The organism is Collinsella sp. LCP19S3_F2 (assembly GCF_052121015.1).
Classification (GTDB): domain Bacteria; phylum Actinomycetota; class Coriobacteriia; order Coriobacteriales; family Coriobacteriaceae; genus Collinsella.
This window is the reverse complement of sequence record NZ_JBQKFA010000001.1, coordinates 174,268-194,530: the sequence shown is the minus strand read 5'-3', so window position 1 is coordinate 194,530 and position 20,263 is coordinate 174,268. Positions and strand designations below refer to the sequence as shown.

At 58.5% G+C, this 20,263-nt stretch carries 17 protein-coding genes; 3 read left to right on the top strand and 14 right to left on the bottom strand.

The features are described from left to right. Positions 1-245: 245 nt before the first annotated feature. Positions 246-1,481 carry a chloride channel protein gene (locus ACTQX9_RS00875; protein ID WP_441540237.1) on the top strand — a complete coding sequence of 412 codons (1,236 nt, stop codon included), beginning with the start codon at positions 246-248 and terminating at the stop codon, positions 1,479-1,481. A gap of 206 nt (positions 1,482-1,687) precedes the next feature. On the opposite strand, the gene ACTQX9_RS00870 is transcribed toward ACTQX9_RS00875, so the two are convergent. The 3 genes from ACTQX9_RS00870 to ACTQX9_RS00860 all read right to left on the bottom strand — a co-directional run bounded on the left by ACTQX9_RS00870 (position 1,688) and on the right by ACTQX9_RS00860 (position 5,604). Beyond that, the gene (locus ACTQX9_RS00870) at positions 1,688-2,266 is read right to left on the bottom strand and encodes a methylated-DNA--[protein]-cysteine S-methyltransferase (RefSeq protein WP_441032934.1); all 579 of its coding nucleotides are present in this window, start codon (positions 2,264-2,266) and stop codon (positions 1,688-1,690) included. A gap of 703 nt (positions 2,267-2,969) precedes the next feature. Next, a complete protein-coding gene (locus tag ACTQX9_RS00865; RefSeq protein WP_154514908.1) occupies positions 2,970-3,995 on the bottom strand; it encodes an aspartate-semialdehyde dehydrogenase in 1,026 nt (341 codons plus the stop codon). Between the two features lie 220 nt (positions 3,996-4,215). Further along, positions 4,216-5,604: an aspartate kinase gene (locus tag ACTQX9_RS00860; RefSeq protein ID WP_441540236.1), complete on the bottom strand. Its 1,389-nt coding sequence runs from the start codon at positions 5,602-5,604 to the stop codon at positions 4,216-4,218. A gap of 103 nt (positions 5,605-5,707) precedes the next feature. Between ACTQX9_RS00860 and thrC the strand changes: the two genes are divergently transcribed. Further along, the gene (gene thrC, locus ACTQX9_RS00855) at positions 5,708-7,225 is read left to right on the top strand and encodes a threonine synthase (RefSeq protein WP_441540235.1); all 1,518 of its coding nucleotides are present in this window, start codon (positions 5,708-5,710) and stop codon (positions 7,223-7,225) included. A gap of 156 nt (positions 7,226-7,381) precedes the next feature. Next, positions 7,382-8,263 carry a homoserine kinase gene (thrB, locus tag ACTQX9_RS00850; protein ID WP_154514914.1) on the top strand — a complete coding sequence of 294 codons (882 nt, stop codon included), beginning with the start codon at positions 7,382-7,384 and terminating at the stop codon, positions 8,261-8,263. A 395-nt stretch (positions 8,264-8,658) separates the two neighbouring features. Here the strand turns inward: thrB and ACTQX9_RS00845 are convergent, their stop codons facing one another. The 11 genes from ACTQX9_RS00845 to ACTQX9_RS00795 form a co-directional block, all read right to left on the bottom strand. Then, a complete protein-coding gene (locus tag ACTQX9_RS00845; RefSeq protein WP_441040819.1) occupies positions 8,659-9,291 on the bottom strand; it encodes a helix-turn-helix transcriptional regulator in 633 nt (210 codons plus the stop codon). A 31-nt stretch (positions 9,292-9,322) separates the two neighbouring features. Next, positions 9,323-10,006: a DUF3990 domain-containing protein gene (locus ACTQX9_RS00840; RefSeq protein ID WP_441054943.1), complete on the bottom strand. Its 684-nt coding sequence runs from the start codon at positions 10,004-10,006 to the stop codon at positions 9,323-9,325. Positions 10,007-10,107: 101 nt separating this feature from the next. Then, positions 10,108-10,698: a ribosome biogenesis GTP-binding protein YihA/YsxC gene (gene yihA / locus ACTQX9_RS00835; RefSeq protein ID WP_055252447.1), complete on the bottom strand. Its 591-nt coding sequence runs from the start codon at positions 10,696-10,698 to the stop codon at positions 10,108-10,110. Positions 10,699-10,740: 42 nt separating this feature from the next. Next, positions 10,741-11,478, bottom strand: a complete 738-nt coding sequence (gene mtnN / locus ACTQX9_RS00830) for a 5'-methylthioadenosine/S-adenosylhomocysteine nucleosidase (RefSeq protein ID WP_441540234.1) — start codon at positions 11,476-11,478, stop codon at positions 10,741-10,743. Between the two features lie 79 nt (positions 11,479-11,557). Further along, a complete protein-coding gene (locus ACTQX9_RS00825; protein ID WP_441540233.1) occupies positions 11,558-12,676 on the bottom strand; it encodes a serine hydrolase in 1,119 nt (372 codons plus the stop codon). A 227-nt stretch (positions 12,677-12,903) separates the two neighbouring features. Then, a complete protein-coding gene (gene pflA / locus ACTQX9_RS00820) occupies positions 12,904-13,722 on the bottom strand; it encodes a pyruvate formate-lyase-activating protein (RefSeq protein WP_427718181.1) in 819 nt (272 codons plus the stop codon). Positions 13,723-13,908: 186 nt separating this feature from the next. Further along, positions 13,909-14,763 (bottom strand): DegV family protein, encoded by an 855-nt coding sequence (locus tag ACTQX9_RS00815; RefSeq protein ID WP_441540232.1) that lies wholly within the window; start codon positions 14,761-14,763, stop codon positions 13,909-13,911. A gap of 549 nt (positions 14,764-15,312) precedes the next feature. Further along, positions 15,313-15,564, bottom strand: a complete 252-nt coding sequence (gene grcA3, locus ACTQX9_RS00810; protein ID WP_055252439.1) for an autonomous glycyl radical cofactor GrcA3 — start codon at positions 15,562-15,564, stop codon at positions 15,313-15,315. 85 nt (positions 15,565-15,649) lie between these two features. Beyond that, positions 15,650-17,701, bottom strand: a complete 2,052-nt coding sequence (gene pflB / locus ACTQX9_RS00805) for a formate C-acetyltransferase (protein ID WP_427718174.1) — start codon at positions 17,699-17,701, stop codon at positions 15,650-15,652. 469 nt (positions 17,702-18,170) lie between these two features. After that, positions 18,171-19,193 carry a 2-keto-3-deoxygluconate permease gene (locus ACTQX9_RS00800; RefSeq protein ID WP_427794436.1) on the bottom strand — a complete coding sequence of 341 codons (1,023 nt, stop codon included), beginning with the start codon at positions 19,191-19,193 and terminating at the stop codon, positions 18,171-18,173. A 108-nt stretch (positions 19,194-19,301) separates the two neighbouring features. Continuing rightward, positions 19,302-20,051 (bottom strand): SDR family NAD(P)-dependent oxidoreductase, encoded by a 750-nt coding sequence (locus ACTQX9_RS00795; protein WP_427728112.1) that lies wholly within the window; start codon positions 20,049-20,051, stop codon positions 19,302-19,304. Between the last annotated feature and the right edge of the window lie 212 nt (positions 20,052-20,263).

The window sequence follows — 20,263 nt, the reverse complement described above, 5'->3', positions numbered from 1 at the left end:
TTATTTTGGCAGGTTTTATATGGGGAAACGAGGGGTGCGGGCAGGCACCAGGACTGTCCACGGTAACCATTTGACCCAAACCGCATCCACCGCTATGATGCCGCTGCGGAATGAATGTCTCCGTTGGGTGCGCCAGCCAAGCTGCCGCGTTACCCTAAACCGCCTTGTTGCTGATGACTTCTGCTGTTACGTGATGCCCTTAGGCATCACGCCGCGGCAGGAGTCTTTTTTGTTTTGGAGGAGAAGTGTCGGAAAGCAGCGCATCGAGCAGAATCAAACGTCTGCTCAACACCTATAGCGGTCTTGTGCTTATGGGTGCCGTCGGAATCCCCGTCGGTATCATCGTTGGCGCCATCTGCGCGCTATTTGGACGCGTGCTTTTGGCGATCGGCGCCTTCCGCGACGAACACATCACCCTGCTCATCCCCTTCCTCGCCCTTATGGGCCTTGCCATCGTGTTTGCCTACCGCGCTTGGGGCAAGGGTACCGACCGCGGCATGAGCCTGGTATTCGACGTAGGCCACGGGCGTGAGGACGCCATCTCGCCGCGCTTGGTGCCGCTCATTATGCTGAGCACATGGGGGACGCACCTCTTTGGCGGCAGTGCGGGACGCGAGGGCGTGGCCGTGCAGATCGGTGCAACCGTCTCACATTGGATCGGCCGACGTCTACCTTTCCGAGACCCCGGCAACACGTTTTTGCTTATCGGCATGGCCGCCGGCTTTGCCGGGCTCTTTCGAACGCCCCTTGCTGCCACGGTCTTTGCTATCGAAGTACTGGTCGCAGGACGCATGGAATACCGCGCGCTGTTTCCCGCGCTTACAGCCTCGCTCGCCGCAAGTATGGCCTCCGGTGCCCTGGGACTCGAGAAGTTCGAGGTCGCCGTTGTCGCCTCATGCGCGCTTGACCTCCCCGGTCTTGGACGGCTTGCGGTACTAGGCATCGCGTTTGGCATGGTAGGCGGTGCCTTTGCCTGGTGCCTTGCCCATGCCAAGACCCTTGCGGCGCGGCTGCTCCCCAACCCCTATGCGCGCATCGCCGCTATCGGCATCGCGCTATCGGCGATTCTGTTCGCACTGTGGCAGGGTCGATACTGCGGCCTTGGCACCAACCTGATATCGGCGGCGCTCAACGGTAACGGTAAGGTCGCTATCATGCCTTGGGACTGGGCGCTCAAATTCGTACTCACCATCGCCACACTTGCCGCAGGATATCAAGGTGGTGAGGTAACGCCGCTGTTTTCCATCGGAGCCAGCCTGGGCGTCGTACTCGCCGGGATTCTCGGCATGCCCGCCGAGTTCTGCGCCGCGTTGGGCTACGCAGCCGTCTTTGGCAGCGCCACCAATACGCTGCTCGCACCCATCCTTATTGGCTGCGAGGTCTTCGGCTTTGGTAATCTGCCGATGTTCTTTATTGTCTGCGTCGTGGCTTACCTGTTCAACATGGATAAGTCGATCTACGCCCTGCAGAAGCGGGCGTAGAAAGATGTCCAAGCAGGTGGTCTCAACCGGAAACGGCGTCCCACTCTGAGGCTGTATTCCGGGACACGGTTTCCGCTTGGGACGCCATTCGGAAAGCGCATCCCGCTTTAAAACGGAATTCCGGGACGTGGTTTCCGTCTGAGTCTCCATTCGGAAAGCGTGTCCCGTTCTTTCACGGCATCTTGGCTATGCAAAGTGCTCGAACGCTAGTCCTCGTACGCGCCCTCAAGCCGCAGCAGCCACTCCTTGCGGTTGAGGCCGCCGGCATATCCGTTGAGCGAGCCGTCGGCCGCCACCACGCGATGGCACGGCACGATAATCGAAATAGGGTTGCGAGCGACCGCAGCCCCCACCGCACGAGGAGACACAACGGAGTCCTCGTTCCCCGGCACCCGATGGCGGGCGGCGATACGAGCCGCAATCTCGCCATACGTGGCGACCTCGCCACGCGGAATAGAAAGCAGCTCAAACCAAACTTCACGCTGAAACGCCGTACCGATCATATGCAACGGCGGCGTATACCGAGGCTCCTGCCCTGCAAAATAAGCATTCAGCCAAGCCCACGAACGCTCAAGCACCGAAGAAGCCGCACCATGAGCCGGACTCGCCGACGACATGCCACCAGCACCGGAAACCGCATCGGCCCCTTCAACATGTTCGGAGTCTTCCCGGAGAAGCGTGGAGCCAAAGTGCTCCTGCCCCTCAAACCAAAGCCCCGTCAAACCGCGGCCATCAGCGGCAAGCAGGATTTCGCCCAAAGGCGAAGCAAACGTCGTCGTGACCACCAGCGGCTCCTTTCAAAACTCCGCACCATAATACCGCGAATTGTGCAGACAACCTGTCTGATACGTCCGGGCAGGCTCGTAATTGTTTAAGCGAGGCCGCTTTCCCCAATCAAGAGAAGAAAACGCGGGGCTTCGACGTCAGGGCGGTACCCATGCCAGCTGAGCTCTAATACTTTTCCCGAGAAGTGAACGAGTAAAAACGAGGCCCCGGAGCATCCACACTTTTTGATTACAAAACCGCAGGATTCGCGCAGCAAAGCCGCAGGAAATAGCGGTCAAAATATGCCAATGCTTCGGGGGTCCAAAATAGGTCGTTCACTTCTCGGGAAAAGTATTCAACTTCAATTCACCCCAACCCCAAAGTCACCTCAGGCAGCAGGCGCGAAGCGCCGCAGCTGCCGTCACGGACCCGCAGCCCCCAAAGGAGGCAGGCGCAAAGCGCCGAGGCCGCCGCCGGGACCAGGGCCCGCAACGGCCACGTGCCCGCACATCAGCCCAGCGGCCCCAACCAACAACGGCCCCATCGCAGGCCGCTCGCAGCCGAGTCACTGCAGGCGGGGCCGGGCTTAGCTTTCAGAACACTCCGCAGACCAGTGCGGCGCCTTGTCCGCGGCTCCGAAGGAGCAGGACAAGGCGCCGCACATGGTCGAGGACGTTCTGAAAGCTGAAAGCTGAGCCCGGCCACCGCCGGACAGTTCCACCGCTACTCGCAGAGCAGCTTGGCGATCTGGACGGCGTTGGTTGCCGCGCCCTTACGGATTTGGTCGCCACAGCACCAGAAGGTGATGCCACGCGCGGCCTCGGGGTTCGAGATGTCGCGGCGCACGCGACCGACCCAAATCAGGTCCTGGTCGGAGGTGTCCATCGGCATGGGGAATCGGTCGTGCGCATCCTCGGCACCCAGGTCGTCGACCAGCTTGACACCCGGGGCAGAAGCCAGCGCAGCACGGGCCTCCTCGACCGTAATGTCGCGCTCAAACTCGAGCGTAATGCTCTCGGAGTGCGAGCGCAGCACAGGCACGCGCACACAGGTGCAGTTCACGCGCAGCTCGGGCAGGTGCATAATCTTGCGACCCTCGTTTTGCAACTTCATCTCCTCGGAGGTAAAGCCCTCCTCCTTGACGCCGCCAATCTGCGGAATCAGGTTGCTCGCCAACTGGGCGGCAAATGCGCGCGGCTCGGGAATCTCCTCGCCACGACCCAGGGCGGCCAGCTGGGCCTCGAGCTCGGCCATACCGGGAGCACCAGCGCCCGAAGCCGCCTGGTACGTCGAGACGATCATGCGCTTCACGCCGGCGAGCTTGTGCAGCGGCCAGGTGGGAACCAGGCCGATGATGGTTGCGCAGTTAGGGTTAGCGATAAGGCCGTGATGCCACTTGATGTCGTCGGCATTGATCTCGGGCACGACGAGCGGCACCTCGGGATCCATGCGGAAGGCGTGGCTGTTGTCGACCACGACGGCGCCACGCTTGACAGCCTCGGGCAGCAGCTCCTTGGCGATATCGTCGCCGGCAGCGCCGAGTACGATGTCGCAGCCCTCAAAGGCCTCGGGGCAAGCCTCCTCAATAACAACCTGCTCGCCGCGGAACTCGACGGTCTTGCCCGCAGAGCGCGCGCTCGCCAGCAGCTTGAGCTTGCCAACCGGAAACTCCTGCTCGTTGAGGCACTCGAGCATCTGGGTGCCCACGGCCCCCGTCGCGCCCAAAATAGCAACCGTGTACTGTTTCATGCTTCCCCCTTTAAAGGTTGTGGCTTTTGCCCGCACGCCGAGCAGGCAGGATATTCTTGCCCAGTGTATACAAGAACGGGGCGGACACGAAACCCACCCCGTCGAAAAGAAACCGAAACGAAACGCCCCGCGCTAGATTTTTTGGAACATGCCTCAAAACCCACTCATGCGCCAAAAGGTAGATTTCTAGACATATCCCAAAAATCTACCGGAATGGTCGCTATTTGTGGAGGGCAGCCAGGGCGGGTTCAATCGGTGCAGGAGCCTCCAGATCGGAGACCTTCACAATGCCGTTCTCGTCGGAGAAGGCACGGTAAATGGTCTGAATCGCCAGGTCGAAGTCCTTATCCTCGACACCGATAATGATGTTGATCTCGTCGCAGCTCTGCGAAATCATGCGCACGCTCACGCCAGCCTGGCCGAGCATGCCAAACAGGTGGCCGGAAATACCTGCGCGGCCGCGCAGGTTACGACCGACGGTCGCGATGAGCGCCAGGCCCTCGACAACCTCAATCTCGAGCGGCTCAACCTCCTGCTGGATGTCGCCCACGAGCGAGTACAGCGAATCGTGCACATCCTGCTCCTGCACCACGGCGCCAAAGCGGTCGACGCCGGTGGGCATGTGCTCGACGGAAACGTCATAGCGCTCGAAGACCGAAAGTGCACGGCGCATAAAGCCGACGCGGGGCTTGGTGCGATCGCGGGCCACGTTGATGGCGACAAAACCGCGCTTGCCGGTCACGCCGGTAATGATGGGCTCCGCCTCGCCCTCATCAGCCGTCTCGCTAATGATGGTGCCGGGGTCCTGCGGCGCATTGGTGTTCTTGATGACCAGCGGAATACCCGCCTCGCGCACGGGGAACACGGCCTCCTCGTGCAGGACGCTTGCGCCCATGTACGAAAGCTCGCGCAGTTCCTCGTAGGTAACGCGCGCAATGGGCTGAGCCTCGGGAACAATACGCGGATCGGCAGAGTAGAAGCCCGAGACGTCGGTCCAGTTCTCGTAAAGGTCGGCGCCCAGACACTTGGCCAGGATCGAGCCCGAGATATCGCCGCCGCCACGATCGAGCAGCTTAATCTGGCCCTCACGCGTCGCGCCGTAGAAACCGGGCATAACAAAGCCGCCCTGCTGACCGTACTCCTGCACCAGCTCGGAGGTGCGGTTCATGCTGAGCGTACCGTCGTGATGGAACGCCACAACCGTCGCGGCGTCCAGGAACGGCAGGCCCAGGTACTCGGCCATCAGGCGAGCGGTGAAGTACTCGCCGCGGCTCACAAGCTCCTCGGTGGAGTAGCCGCCCGAGCGGGCGCGCTCGGCAAAGGCCGCGAACTCCTCACGGATGGGATAGGTGAGCTCCAGCTCGTCAGCGATATCAAAATAGCGCTGGCCAATGTCCTCGAGCAGCTCCTCACACGACACGTGATACTTAACGTGCGCGTTAACCAGGTAGAGCAGGTCGGTCACCTTGGTGTCGCCCTTAAAGCGGCGACCGCAGGCGGAAACCACCACAAAACGGCGGGCCGGGTCGGCATCGACGATGGCCTTGATCTTCTTAAAGTGTTCGGCGTCGGCGACCGACGAGCCGCCAAACTTGGCAATCTTAATCATGGGCTGGAGGTTACCTTTCTAAAAGCCTCTGCGAACCTGTTTTGCGCGCTCTGATACCATGGTTTCACCGATTGGGACCAAGGCATCCGAGGAGCAGTGTTATATGGGAACTTATCATAGTACACGAGGACGCACTTTATCGTGCTCAAGTAAGGTGGCAATCCGCACCGGCATCGCTCCCGACGGGGGTTTGTTTGTCTCGGACGAGCTCGGCACCCAGCAGGTCGATATCAGCTCGCTTGCAGATAAATCGTACTTTGAAATCGCTCAAGATGTGTTGGGAATGTTACTGAATGATTACACGGGCGAAGAAATTTCGGCCTGTGTGAATGAGGCATATCGCGGCACGTTCGCGAGTGAAGAGGTTACGCCGCTCGTCAAACTCGACGCTGCGCCGGGCGCTGACGCCCCTCAGACCTATGTGATGGAGCTCTTTGGCGGCCCCACGAGTGCCTTTAAGGACGTCGCCCTGCAGATGCTCCCCCGCCTCATGGCCCGCACTTCCGCCAAGGACGGCGGCGCCGAACGCATCATGATCGTCACCGCCACGTCGGGCGACACCGGCAAGGCCGCACTCGCCGGTTTTGCCGACGCTCCGGGCACGGGCATCACCGTCTTTTATCCCGAAGGCAAAGTCAGCCGCGTGCAGAATCTGCAGATGTCCACACAGGAAGGCGATAACGTCGCCGTCTGCGGCATTCGCGGCAACTTCGACGATGCCCAGAGTGCCGTCAAGCGCATCTTTGCCGATAAGGAGCTTGCCGAGCGCTTGGAGGCCGCCGGAACGGTGCTTTCGAGTGCCAACTCCATCAACGTCGGCCGTCTGGTGCCGCAGGTCGTCTACTACTTTGCCGCCTATGCGCAGCTGTTGCGCGCCGGCGCCATCGAGGCCGGCGACGCTGTGGAGTTCTGCGTACCGACCGGCAACTTTGGCGATATCCTGGCCGGCTACTATGCCAAGCGCATGGGTTTGCCCGTCGCCAAGCTCATTGTCGCGAGCGACAAGAACAACGTGCTGGCTGACTTCCTGACCACCGGCGTCTACGACCGCAACCGTCCGTTCTTCACGACCATCTCGCCGTCGATGGACATCCTCATCAGCTCCAACCTGGAACGCATGCTCTACTTCCTGTCCGATGGCGACTGCGAGCTTGTTGCCGGCCTTATGGAGCAGCTGGCAAAGACTGGTCACTATGAGGTTCCCGCCGACCTGCTGGCAAAGATTCAGAGCGTCTTTGGCTGCGGCTGGGCCAGCGAGGACGAGGTCCTCGCTGCCATCAAGAGCTGCTGGGATGCGAACGGCTACGTGATTGACCCGCACACCGCTTGCGGCTATCACGTCTTTGAAAAGGTCGCTCCCGCCGAGGGCGCCAAGGCCCGTGTGCTGCTTTCGACCGCCAGCCCCTACAAGTTCCCGCGTGCCTGCTGCGATGCTCTGGGTCTCAACGTTCCCGAGGACGACTTTGAGGCCATGCGCGTGCTCGAGCAGGCCACCAATACGGCCGCACCGGCACAGCTCGCCGAGCTCGAATCCAAACCCGTCCGCTTCGAAGACGTCTGTGACGTCGATGAGATGGCAAGCTACGTCGAGTCTGCAGCAAAAAAGATGGCTACCAACTAAAACCCTTATTAAGCGCCGGCGAAAGCCGGCGCACCTTCTTTTATCAGATAACCCCCGGGATGATGACGAACGCGCACAGCGTGCCTGGCTGTTTAGTTCGTCGCGAGTTCCGCACAAGCAGCAAACTAAACAGCCAGGCACGCCAGGAGGACCCACATGATCAAGATCACCGTCCCAGCAACCAGCGCCAACCTAGGCATCGGCTACGACACCCTCGGCATGGCCGTCAGCCTCTACTCGCACTTCACCTTCGAGCGCGCTGACAAGCTCACCATCACGGGCTGCCCCGAGGAGTTCCAAAACGAGAACAACCTGGTCTACGTCAGCTTTGTCGATGCGCTGGCCGCATGGGGCGAGCCGGCTTTTCCCGTCGCCATCGACATTCAAACCGATGTACCCGTCGCTCGCGGCCTGGGTTCCAGCTCCACTTGCGTCGTCGCTGGCATTATGGCCGCCGCCGCACTGACAGGCCACACCGTCGACCGCGCTGAGCTCGTCCGCATTGCCACCGAGGTCGAGGGCCATCCCGATAACGTCGCTCCCGCCATCCTGGGCGGCGCCGTCTGCTCCTTTACGCCGACCGATTCGCTCCCCCAGTGCCTGCGCTACGAGGTGAGCGATCGCTTGCGTTTTATTACCGTGATTCCGCCCTACGAGGTTCACACGAGCGAGGCGCGCAAGGTCGTGCCGCAGGAGATTCCGCTCTCCACCGCCGTATGGCAAATGGGCCGTATCGCCGGCATGACGCGAGGCCTGGAGGCCGGCGACCTCGACCTGATTGCCGCCGCCAATGACGACCGCATCCAGGAGCCCTATCGTCGTCGCCTGATTCCCGACTACAACGCTGTGCGCGACACCTGCCTTAACGGCGGCGCCAAGACCATCTGGATCAGCGGTTCGGGCTCTACCCTTATGGCTGTGACCGACGACACTATCGTGGCAAAATTCCTGCAGGTCAAGCTGCGCGAGCAGTTCCCCAAGTGTGAGACGCATATTCTAACGTGCGACACTGAGGGCGCTCAAATCGAGTACCTGTAGCGCCCTGTCTCATTGCTCTCACCGGTCTCCTTGGGGTTTCCCCTGAAAACGTCCTCGATCATGAATTGCCCCGTCGTGCGCGGCGCGCGACGGGGCAATTCGATCTGCGGATTGTTTTCAGGGGAAGCCCCAAGGAGACCTACGCGACCTCGACAGGATAATCGCATTCGCTGATTTAATATTGCGCCCCTTCGGAGCTGCGGATAAGCGGGCCTCGTGCTGCGGAATGTTTTTAAGGGGATGCCCCCGGGTGGCCCTATGGCAACGTGGCTAGCGATGTCTATAGGGACCCACGCTTTGAAGGGGCGCCGGGCTGAAATTATGGCCCTTTATTGATAGGGGCTCTTGCTAGGCTGGAGCACTTACCAGCAACAGGCTTCGACTATGTGCTTGGTTTACGCCGCACTGGGTTCCTTGTATTCGAAGACTGGTTCTAGGAGGTCTTCGATGTTGCAGTGGAGGACTTTTGCTATGGCTCTTACGCTTGTTACCGAAGCCTCATTGATGTTTCTCTGGCGCTGCTCGTACATTTGGATTGAGCGGAGTGACACACCCGATTCGTATGCTAGGTCTTGTTGGGTTTTCTTAAGTTTCTTTCTTGCTAACGCAAGTTTGGTTTGCCTGGACGCTTTTTTCGCCATATCGCAGACGAGGCGAACCACTCGTTCCTCCGAGGCTTCGTGCCAGGGGTAATACAGACTGCGCAGCACATCAAATGGAACGACATGCAGCAAATCTTCGAAAGACTCTCCTAGGCGCCACTGCAGGTATGCCAGCATCCAGCCCGCCCAATATTCCGGCGTCTTCTCAAATCGATAGGTGCAGTCCGGTATAGGCCTGTTTTGATAGCCCGACCTTTCAGCGATAAGCGCGAACAGCTCAACACCCGATTTTCCCGACACTACCCATGCGTTGCCGCGTTCAAACTCGCGAGCAACCCCGCTCAGGCAAAAGAGTTCAGCAACTTCAGATCCTTCTGCTCCATAGTCATTGACGGCATAGTCGAAGCAGTCGCCGAGGTTGTTCATTGCGTCCTCGAGGTAGTAGACGGGATATGTCCTACTCGGCCCACGATCTGTTAACTCTTGGATCATTTAAATCAACCCTCCCTGCCATTAAATCCCTAATGTCGATGCCTTCGGAATCGAACCCATTGACCGTATCCAAGTATTTGCGTCGAGCATTCTGCTCTCGCTCAAAACGCTTGGGATAAAACTCAGACCCCGAAGCCCGCTTCCAATCGCAGAATCTAATCATCGAAAATGCGCGCTCGCTCATAAGGGCATATTGGATACCCAAATCACCCAAGCACATGATTCGTTGCAGCTGTCTGAGCGATATCATGCCGCTGACAAACTGTCTTGCAAACGAAAAATAGGAGTCGTCAGCACGATAGCCTCGAATAACGTCATAAGGAGATGTATCAATTAAGCAGTTATCAAGTAGATAGCGAAGCCCTTCACGCGCCAATGGCGTCGAAACATTGAACTCTCTGTTATTCGCCAGAATTGCAAGCCAATTGAGGATTGAAAACTCCCCAGACTCCAAATCCAAGACCGAAAGGCCATCTAAATCAAGCTCATATCGATTGGCAACGCCATCAGACTCGGTCCGGCATGCCCATTCCATCGCCATTTCCTCATGTGGCGTGCAATAAAACCCGCGCCCATAGTCATTGAATTGTCTGCATTTATCCAACGACGGACGTTCGACAACAACCTCCGACCCGTGCCAAAGCTCCATATCGACCTCCGAATAAAAATATCACCCCAGTGATAGTGTACCAACAACTATCACTGGGGTGATATAGATAGATGCAAACTATTGTCTGCCAAGAGCCCCTACTAGAGGCAGGCCTCGGCAATGCGGCGCTTGAGCTCGTCGATGCCGGTGCCGGTCTGGGAGCTTGTGATAATTACGTTTTCGGCCGGGACGTTGAGTTGCTTTTTGATGGCTGCCGCTTGGCGGGCCTGCTGGGTGCGGCTGAGTTTGTCGGCCTTGGTGAGGCAGACGATAAAGTTGAACTCGTTGCCCTGCAGGTAGTCGATCATGTCATGGTCGAGCTTGCTGGGGTCATGGCGAATGTCCACCAGCGACACAACCAGGTTAAAGCTGCGCTCGGAGTCGAAGAAGTCGCCGATGAGCTCGGCCCAGCGGTCGCGCTCGGCCTTGGAACGACGGGCGAAACCGTAGCCCGGCAGGTCCACAAAGTGCACGTCGTCGGCCTCGAAGAAATTGATATTGCTCGTCTTGCCCGGCGTGCTCGAAACCTTGACCAGGTTCTTGCGGCCAAAGAGCTTGTTCATGATGGACGACTTGCCCACATTGGAGCGGCCCACAAAGCTCACCTCGGGACAGGTGGACTCGGGGATCTGCGAAACCTTGCCGTAGCTGGCGACGAACTTGGCAAGCTGGTAGTTAATGGAATCGGCCATGGATACTCCTTGGTCGTAGGTTCTTACAATAGGGATGCACGATTACGCAGCGGCGATGCAGCGGACGATATCGAGTGTGATGCCGCTCGCGGTGCGGGCGTACTCGTCCAAATCGAACTCTCGCTCGCAAAACGCGTCATATGCCTCGTCACAATTATCACTGATAGCACGCAGCACCAGACAATCGACACCGTTCTTGGCTGCAATATGGGCAATCGCAGCACCTTCCATCTCAACGCAATCGGCATGCGTCGCGTCGATGGCGGCGGTGCGCATAGCGTCGCCCGTTACAAAGCGGTCACCTGTAGCGATAGTGCCAACCAGGAACTGCTTAGGGTCCTTCTCCGCAGCGGAATCGGAAGCGTCAGCATCGATAAACCCATGTTCGGCAAGCACGGTGGTGGCGATGTCAACCAGAGCCGGTGTCGAGGCAAACTCCTCAAGCTCCGGCGCCGACTCGGCGATGAGCGCCGTGTCGGTATCCAGATAGCGCAGGCACTTGCCAATAACCACGTCATTGATATGGAGTTTGGAGTTTAAGCCACCCGCAATGCCCGAAAACACAACGGCCTGCGGAGCATATTTGCTGATGAGATGCTGTGTTGCACCAGCGGCGTTTACGGTTCCCATGCCAGCGGTCGTGGCGACCACTGACAGACCGTTGAGCTCGCCGCTTACAACGCTCAAGCCTGCCTCTTGCGACACATGGGCGCCGTTCAGTTCTTCTTTAATCTGCGCAACCTCTTTTTCGAGTGCACCGATGATTGCGATGGCAGGCATACCATCCCCCAAACCTGTGAAAACTGTTTATCCACGGTATGGTACCAGCATTTTGACTCAACCGCGCAATACGAAGCCGTTAGGCCAACGCAGCGCGGGTATCGTAGAGCGCCTTGGCGATGGCGGCCACGGCCTCACTCGAACGGTCACTCCACGGCATCGATGACATGATGCTCATAATGTAGGTGTCGCCATCGACATCGATGAGGCCAGCATCGCACGTCGCATTGCAACCTGCCTCGCTGATCCAACCGGCCTTGTTACGCACCATGACATGGTCGTCCGCAATGCCGTCACGGATAAAGGACCGGGTCGTAGAGGCCAGAAGGCCCGACAGCCATTGCGACGTCTCGCTCTCGCGGCTCAAATACTCGCTCATCTCGCGCCACAACTTGGCCGAGGCGCGCGGGCAGTAGGTTGGGAAATCGCTCATTGGATCGAGCGCGACCTCGTCTTCGACGCCGAGTGCGGCAATCCAATCCTCGTAGCCATCTTGATCAAACGTTGCACGCAACGCGATAAACGAGTCGTTATCCGAGTTGACGACCGAGGTCTCGATCAGGTCGCGAACCGTCAGCCAGCCCATACTGTAGCCGCCATAGGTGCCCAGAGTATCATCGAGCGATACTTGCCCTGTCTCGACCAGTAACTCGCAGACGTAGAGTACATAGAGCGCCTTGTAGCTGCTCGCACCGTACACCTCGGCGTCCGCGTTATACGTCACGCCCTTGCCGCTCGACAGATCGTAAAACACCACACCCACGTCGCCCAATTCCTGGGCCTGATCAAGGGTATCTTGGAGCGCGGCGAGGCTCTCATCCTCAAGGACGGGGATCTGGTCATCAACCAGTGAGAAGGTCTGCACGGTATCGCCTGAGGGAATATCGTTAAAGTCCGCCTTCGAAAGCCTCGTCTTGAGGCTCGCTGTCGACAGGGTTTGACTTGCGGTGGCTTTAGATTTAGAGACCTTTTTGTTTTGCGTCTGTACCGTTGACGCATCTGAGTGTGCCATTCGCTCCGACGCGTAGGTTTTAGCGGTAATTCCGAGGATAATAACCGCCAACGTTAGCATCCCCATGGCGGCAATCTTCGTCACGCGGATGCGGGCGTCGGCAAGGCCACGCGAAGACGTGCCCTTCGTCTCATATCTGCTGCTATGCTGCGGCACATGCTCGTCCCGCGATGCGTTGTTTCGCACGTGGTCTCCTGATTGCTCCCGTTCATATACGAGCAGCATAATACCGAGCAGGCATTTCTTTCCAAAGATATTCAGAAGCGTTTAAGGTGTCTTTAAAGAAACCACAAGCGTATTTATCCAAATGGCACGATTCTGTTGCGCATCTCACCGCAACCCAGAGAGCAGTCTTTTTAGGACGGGGCTCTTTTAGCTACTTCTCCACCCTACCGGCCCCAAATGAGCTACCCCTAGCCGATGGCGTTTTTGAGTTCCGCGCGGCGTTTTTTCATGCCCGTCATGACGGCGTTGCGCAGCTCGGGCATGCGCGCGGTATCCATCTGCGGAACGCCCTCGAGCTTATAGGGAATCCCCAGCTGCTCATACTTGACGACGCCCATCGTGTGATACGGCAGCATTTCCAGGCCCACCACGTTATGCCACGGGGCAATCAGACGACCGAGTGCCTCGCACTCCTCTGCCGTGTCGGTAATGCCCGGTACTACCACGTGACGGATAACGACCTTGATCCTGCGACGCGCCAGCTCATCGCCAAACGCCAGGATGCGCGCAGGATCGCAACCGGTCAGCTTTTTATGCTCGACGGGATCGGCGTGTTTAATGTCGAGCAGCACCATATCGGTCTCGTTGAGTACGGCATCGAACTTCTCGGGATGCGCGGGGTCGAACGCATAGCCGCAACTATCCAAGCAGGTATGTACGCGACCATCGGGGTTGTTGTGCATTGCGCGGAACAGGTCGGCCAAGAACTCAGGCTGCAGGAGCGGCTCGCCGCCGGATACCGTAATACCACCGCTGCGGTAAAACTCATGGTTGCTCTGGAACTCGTCTATCAGGTGCTCGACGGTCACCATGGTGCCGCCGTTAACCGACCAGGTATCGGGGTTGTGGCAATACGCACAGCGCATGGGGCAGCCCTGAACAAACACCACAAAGCGGATGCCGGGTCCATCGACCGTTCCCATCGTCTCGATCGAATGCACGCGGCCCAGGGCAAACGCGGAGTCCTCAGGACGAGCGTCCATACCCTCGAGCTTCATCTCAGCCATTCCCGCTACCTTGCCTCTCATTGGTTTTAGCTACATAAATGCCAGAGTCATTCTAGCCTATATGCTTGATGGCGAAACGGTTTAGCGGTCAATTTGATTGTCCTATTTGGCCCCATGCAAAAGCGGCGGGAAGGTTGTCGCAACCCGCCCGCCGCCGAGGCAATAGAAATCGATAGACACCAGGCGTTACGCCTTGAGCGTGAGCACCGCGCCGAAGGCGGTCGGGCCGCAATGGCTCGAGATGACGCCGCCGACCTGAGTCCAGGTAACGTCCTTAAAGCCCAGGTCGTGCGCATAGACTTCCATGTCGTCGCGCAGCTCCTCGGAAAGGCCTACCGAATACGCCAGGCCAATGTGCGAGTAGTCAATTTCGCCCTTCGCAACCATGTGGTCAATAAAGGCGCGGGCGCACTTGAGCATAGAGCCGCGGAACTTCTTGGTCGCCACGAACTTGCCGCCCGTTACCTCAATGCAGGGCTTAATCTTGAGCAGATGGGCACCTAGGAACGCCACGTTGGACAAGCGACCGCCCGCCTTAAGGAAGGCAAGGTCGGTAGGAACAAAGCCCAGCAACACGCGGTCCATAACGGAGTTCGCGAAGGCGAAGATCTCGTCGACGGTGGCATCGGGATGAGCCTCGATGTATTTGGCGGTCTCGACGACAACAAGCGACTGGCCCACCGAGACAAAACGCGTGTCCATGGAGAACACGTAGTCGCGCCCCTCTGCCGCGATCTTCGAGGACTGATGCGAACAGGTCGTGGCCTCGGAATACGCAAGATGCAAAATGGTCGCGTCGGGCTGCTCGGCGTGAATGCGGTCGTACACGCGAGAGAAATCTGCCGGCGCGCAGCCGCTGGTCTTGGGCATCACGCCAAACTCGTTGCAGCGCGAATAGATCTCGAGCGGATCGATCGAGCCGTCCTCGACGGTCTCGTCACCAATCGTGACATGCATGGGCACACGCACGATGCCGTAGCGTTCGCAGAGCTCTGGCGTCACATCCGAACCAGATTCAACCACGATTACGTACTTGCCCATTCTTATCACGACCCATCTCGACGTTGACTTTTTAATATGTGACGCACGTCCGCCGTCCTGCTACAGAACGGTCTCCAAGCGCCAAAGAGACGCCGTCCCTTGCACAAAACAAAGGACAGCGTCTCCCTGGAAAACTCCGTTCTTAACTGAGATTTTACACGGTTTATTACTAAGTGTTACTTACTCCGCAAACGGTAGCTATACGCGATAAACGGTAGCAAGTAAGTATCCAGAACGCTCAGCCCATTAGGAGAGTTCCGCCTAAAGGGTGACTACACAGGACCCCGCCGGGGCTGTTTGGGCTACCTCCCAAAACATTCCGCAGGACGCAAGAAGCCCTCGCCGCACGAAGTGCGCAGCGAGGGCTTCTTGCATGTCCGAGGACACCAATTTAATTTAGCGTGGTTCCCTAAAGTGCGATAACGCAGGAGACCCGGCAAGGCCGGGAGCACTTTGCCTCGCAAACATTCCGCAGCCGCGAAGCGGCGAGGACGTTTGAGAGGCAAAGTGCGTAGGCCTTACCGGGTCTTCGGTGGGAGTTGAGTCCCTTTAGAACTTGTTGTGGAAGGTACGCGAAATGACCTCGTCCTGCTGCTCCTTGGTGAGCGTGTGGAAGTTCACGGCATAGCCGGAAACGCGGATGGTCAGCTGCGGGTACTTCTCGGGGTGAGCCTGAGCGTCGAGCAGCGTCTCACGGTTGAAGACGTTGATGTTCAGGTGGTGGCCACCCTTCTCGGCGTAAGCGTCGAGCATGTGGACCAGGTTGTCGGCCTGAGTCTCGGAAACTTCAGAAACCTTCATAATGTGTCTCCTTCAATCGATAGGCGCCGGCCGAAACCGTCGCACTAATCAGTAATCGTTATTGTTAGTATAGCACTAACAATAGTTACTCGCCCAGCTGATCAAGGTCGATATCACCAAAGAACACTTGGTCCTCCTTGCCGAGCGCGCCCGGGATGATGGAGAAGGTGTTGGAGATGCCGTCCTGGGCATCGCGGAACGGGAGCTTGGAAACCGAAGACAGCGAAGCGATGGCGCCCTGGCTATCGCGCTTGTGCATGGGGTTAGCACCCGGGGCGAACGGCTGGCCAGCCTTGCGGCCGTCGGGCGTGGAGCCGGTCTTCTTACCGTACACGACGTTGGAGGTAATGGTCAGAACCGAGGTCGTGGGCACGGAGTTGCGGTAGGTGTCGTTCATGCGGATGTACTCCATGAACTGGTGCACAACGTCGTGAGCGATCTGGTCGACGCGGTCGTCGTCGTTACCGTACTTGGGGAACTCGCCCTCGGTCTCGAAGTCGACGATGATGCCGTTCTCGTCACGGACGGGGTGAACCTTGGCGTACTTGATGGCGGACAGGGAGTCAGCCACGACGGAAAGGCCAGCGATGCCCGTAGCGAACCAGCGGTGCACGTGCTTGTCGTGCAGAGCCATCTGGATGCGCTCGTAGCAATACTTGTCGTGCATGTAGTGAATGATGTTCAGCGAGTTGACGTACACGCCAGCGAGCCACTTCATCATGTCGTTGTACTTGGCCATAACGTCATCGTAATCGAGCGTGTCGCCCTCGACGGCGCGATACTTGGGGCCGACCTGCTTCTTGGAGACCTCGTCAACACCGCCGTTGAGTGCGTACAGCAGGCACTTGGCCAGGTTGGCACGAGCGCCGAAGAACTGCATCTCCTTGCCAATGCGCATGGAGGACACGCAGCAGGCGATGCCGTAGTCGTCGCCATGGTAAACGCGCATGAGGTCGTCGTTCTCGTACTGGACCGAGGAGCTGGCGACAGAAGTCTTGGCGCAGAACTTCTTGAAGTTCTCGGGAAGACGGGTCGACCACAGAACGGTCATGTTGGGCTCGGGGCTGGTGCCCATGTTCTCGAGCGTGTGCAGGTAGCGGAAGCTCATCTTGGTAACGAGCGTACGGCCGTCAACACCCATGCCGCCGATGGACTCGGTGACCCACTGCGGATCGCCGGTAAACAGGGCCTGGTACTCGGGGGTACGGGCAAACTTGACCATGCGGAGCTTCATGATGAAGTGATCCACGAACTCCTGGATCTGCTCCTCGGTAAAGGTACCGTTGGCAAGGTCGCGCTCAGCGTAGATGTCGATGAACGTAGAGGTACGGCCGATGGACATAGCGGCGCCGTTCTGCTCCTTGACGGCAGCGAGGTAGGCGAAGTACATCCACTGGATGGCCTCCTGCGTGTTGGTAGCAGGTTTGGAAATATCGAAACCATAGGTCTCGGCCATCATCTTGAGCTCGCCGAGGGCGCGGATCTGCTCCTGCAGCTCCTCGCGATCGCGGATGTTGTCGGCGGTCATGACCGTCGGGGTGGAAGCCTTCTGGGCCTCCTTATCCTTGATCAGGTAGTCGACGCCGTACAGGGCGACACGACGGTAGTCGCCGATGATGCGGCCGCGGCCATAGCCATCGGGCAGACCGGTGATAATGTGAGCCGAGCGGCAAGCACGCATCTCGGGGGTGTAGACATCGAAGACGCCGGCGTTGTGGGTCTTGCGCTCGAAGGTGTAGCGCTCGACGACGTTCTCGTCGATCTTGTAGCCGTGCTGGCTGGCAGCCTGGCAAGCGATGCGGATACCACCGTTGACGTGCAGAGCGCGCTTGAGCGGCTTGTCAGTCTGAAGACCGACGATGGTCTCCTTCTCGCGGTGGGCGTTATCGATGTAGCCAGCGGGGTGGCTCACGATACCCGTGACAGTCTTGGTATCCATATCGAGGACGCCGCCCTGCTCGCGCTCCTTGAGCAGCAGGTCGAGAACCTCGCCCCACAGCTCCTTGGTACGCTCGGTCGGACCGGCGAGGAACGATTCGTCGCCCTCGTAGGGGGTGTAGTTCTTCTGGATGAAGTCTCGGACGTCAACCTCTCCCGTCCAGATGCCTTCCTTGAAGCCTTCCCATGCCTCCTGCATTGTGTAACCACGCTCCTAGTTACGTATAATGCGGCGCTCTCTCACACCGCTGCTTATTGAATTCTTGAATGTTCGGGTTGCATGACCGGCTTCATTCGCCTTCCATCGCGCGTTAGCACAGGGAAAAACGTTTGTCCACCTTGGAACTGCAACCCAAAACCCAAGATTTCACCCGTTTGAGAAGGATAACATAGCCACCCCCTTCATCAGGGCTGTTATATGTTTCTTTTTTTATACCATTAGGGCGTTTTTAACAAATCCGCAGGAAATGCGAGCGCGAACAACTACCGTTCACCGATTTGTTTGGTATTTTTCCTTGCCTTTGTACGACGTTCACTCTAGCTGTTATGCCAGCTTTAGCAGGGTAAAGTGCCCCAGAGACCCACAGAAACTGCAGGGCGGCCACGGGATTTCCCCCGGGGCCGCCCTGTGGCGTGGCTAGTTATTTAGCTTTGATTGCCGCTTGGCATTAAGCGGCTGCGGCGACCTTGTCGGCCGCGGCCTTTTTGCTGTCGCCGTGACCCTGGCCCTCAAAATGCTTGTAGCACCAGCTGGTGACCAGCGGGGTCAAAATGGCCGTCACGATGGCGCACGCTGCAACCTGCGCCGTAGCCGTCGCGAGCACGGCGCCACCGTACATGGCCTCGTTGACACTCGCCATGGCGGCAGGCGTGGCCACATTGGCTCCGGCGCAGCTCGAAATGGCCGCACCTGCGACACCCGTACCGCCCGTGAACTTATCGACCGCGATGACGGGAATTGCAAAGACCACCGAGCAGATCACGCCGAGCAGGATGCCGGGAAGACCGCCGTTGATGAGCTGGCCAAAGGTCATGGTCGAGCCCATGGCAAAGAAGACGAGCACGATGATGGCGGAAAGTGCCGGAGCCATCATCTTCTTAAAGCTCGGGAAGAGGTTACCCAGAATAATGCCGACGACGATCGGCAGGATGGCGCCCACGAGCGACCAGCCGATCGGAGCCTGGCCAGCAGCGCCGAGCACGATCATTGTGACCGGAGGGCCGACAACGAGTGTGGTGATGGCGACGGCGCCACGTTCGGCCTCGTTGCCCATGGTGCCCATCAGACCAGCGTACATAGCGTTGTTGGCGCCGGTGCAAGCCGCCAGCATCACCATGGCAGAGATGCCAAACAGGTTGTCGTTGAATACATAAAGGATGAGCAGCGACACGGCAACGACCACGATCTGCTTGACAGCGATGATGATGGCGCCGCGTGCAGCGGCGGCAGGCGCACTTTTAAACGAAATCGTCGTACCGACGATGAGCAAAAAAGCGCCCACGAGTGGGCTTGCACCCTGCTGGGTCATGCCAAGCGTAAAGCTGCCGAGCGTTTTGAACAGGTCGGGGAATAGCGTGTTGAGCAAGCAGCCCAGCAAAAGCGGCACCAAAATATTGGCGCCCGGGATGGACGACATCTTAAAGAACGGCTCCTTTGCAGCCGGCGCCTCCACCGCAGTCGATTCACTCATATATATCTCCTTTGGATGCATGCGAATCGTAGCCGCACGCGCCTATGTCAGAAAGAAGGCGACAACCCCGATTCGCCAGGGTCGCCGCCAAACGATTACCGCGGGGTATTACCCGTCCAGGACGATGCCGCCGTCGCAGTCACCGATCTCGCCGTTCACGAAGCTGGCGAGGTCGGAAGCGAAGAACAGCACCATCTGCGCAGGCTCGCTGGCCTGGGCGGCGCGGCCCAGAGGAATACCGTTGATGATGCGCTGAGAGTTCTCGTCAGAAAGGATCGACGTCATGTCGGTAAGCGTGAGCGACGGGCACACAGCGTTGCAGCGGATGCCGAACTTACCGCCCTCCTTGGCGACCGCCTTGGTAAGGCCGTTGACACCGGCCTTGGAGCTCGCGTAGGCCGCGGTGCCGAGCAGGCCGCCGCCGATCTTGCCAGCAACGGAGCTCACGTTGACGATAGTGCCGGCATGTGCCGCCTTAAAGTGCGGGTACACGGCATTCATCATGGTAAAGGTGCCGTTGAGGTTGATGTCGATGGTGCGACGCCACTCGGTGTCGTCGATCTCGTCAAACTTCTTGGTGCTGATGACACCGGCGCAGTTGATCAGGATGTTGGTTTGCGGCAGGTCCGTAAAAATCTGCTCGACGGTCTCGCGCGCCTTGGGCGCATCGGCGACATCGAGCTGATAGAACTTGTTGCCCTCGCCAAGCTCGGCCACAGCAGCCTCGCCCTTAGCAGCGTTCCTTGCGATGAGCGCGACGTGTCCGCCGCCCGCAACGATACCCTTGGCAATCTCGAGGCCAATGCCCTGAGTGCCACCGGTAACGATCGCGGTTTTACCCGTGAAGTCAAATGCCATGACTCCAACCCCCTTGATTCAGATGTCTCCTTGCGGGAAGTTGGAGCATCGCACATGGCGATAAATGAGTCCCAGTCGTCATGGTGGTGACAACCCCTCGCCTAACCGCGGGCATGATAGTTCTTTGAAACGCTTCAGCAATTGAATTATTTTAAGTCTTTATGCGTTCTTAATATTGCCCACTGCATGAGGCCCGCATATGGGGGTATCAT

Bases quoted from the DNA above. Each gene is read 5' to 3' on its own strand.
- ACTQX9_RS00865 (WP_154514908.1), bottom strand. From the start codon at position 3,995: ATGAAACAGTACACGGTTGCTATTTTGGGCGCGACGGGGGCCGTGGGC.
- ACTQX9_RS00860 (WP_441540236.1), bottom strand. From the start codon at position 5,604: ATGATTAAGATTGCCAAGTTTGGCGGCTCGTCGGTCGCCGACGCCGAA.
- thrC (WP_441540235.1), top strand. From the start codon at position 5,708: ATGGGAACTTATCATAGTACACGAGGACGCACTTTATCGTGCTCAAGT.
- thrB (WP_154514914.1), top strand. From the start codon at position 7,382: ATGATCAAGATCACCGTCCCAGCAACCAGCGCCAACCTAGGCATCGGC.
- ACTQX9_RS00845 (WP_441040819.1), bottom strand. From the start codon at position 9,291: ATGAACAACCTCGGCGACTGCTTCGACTATGCCGTCAATGACTATGGA.
- ACTQX9_RS00840 (WP_441054943.1), bottom strand. From the start codon at position 10,006: ATGGAGCTTTGGCACGGGTCGGAGGTTGTTGTCGAACGTCCGTCGTTG.
- yihA (WP_055252447.1), bottom strand. From the start codon at position 10,698: ATGGCCGATTCCATTAACTACCAGCTTGCCAAGTTCGTCGCCAGCTAC.
- mtnN (WP_441540234.1), bottom strand. From the start codon at position 11,478: ATGCCTGCCATCGCAATCATCGGTGCACTCGAAAAAGAGGTTGCGCAG.
- pflA (WP_427718181.1), bottom strand. From the start codon at position 13,722: ATGGCTGAGATGAAGCTCGAGGGTATGGACGCTCGTCCTGAGGACTCC.
- ACTQX9_RS00815 (WP_441540232.1), bottom strand. From the start codon at position 14,763: ATGGGCAAGTACGTAATCGTGGTTGAATCTGGTTCGGATGTGACGCCA.
- grcA3 (WP_055252439.1), bottom strand. From the start codon at position 15,564: ATGAAGGTTTCTGAAGTTTCCGAGACTCAGGCCGACAACCTGGTCCAC.
- pflB (WP_427718174.1), bottom strand. From the start codon at position 17,701: ATGCAGGAGGCATGGGAAGGCTTCAAGGAAGGCATCTGGACGGGAGAG.
- ACTQX9_RS00800 (WP_427794436.1), bottom strand. From the start codon at position 19,193: ATGAGTGAATCGACTGCGGTGGAGGCGCCGGCTGCAAAGGAGCCGTTC.
- ACTQX9_RS00795 (WP_427728112.1), bottom strand. From the start codon at position 20,051: ATGGCATTTGACTTCACGGGTAAAACCGCGATCGTTACCGGTGGCACT.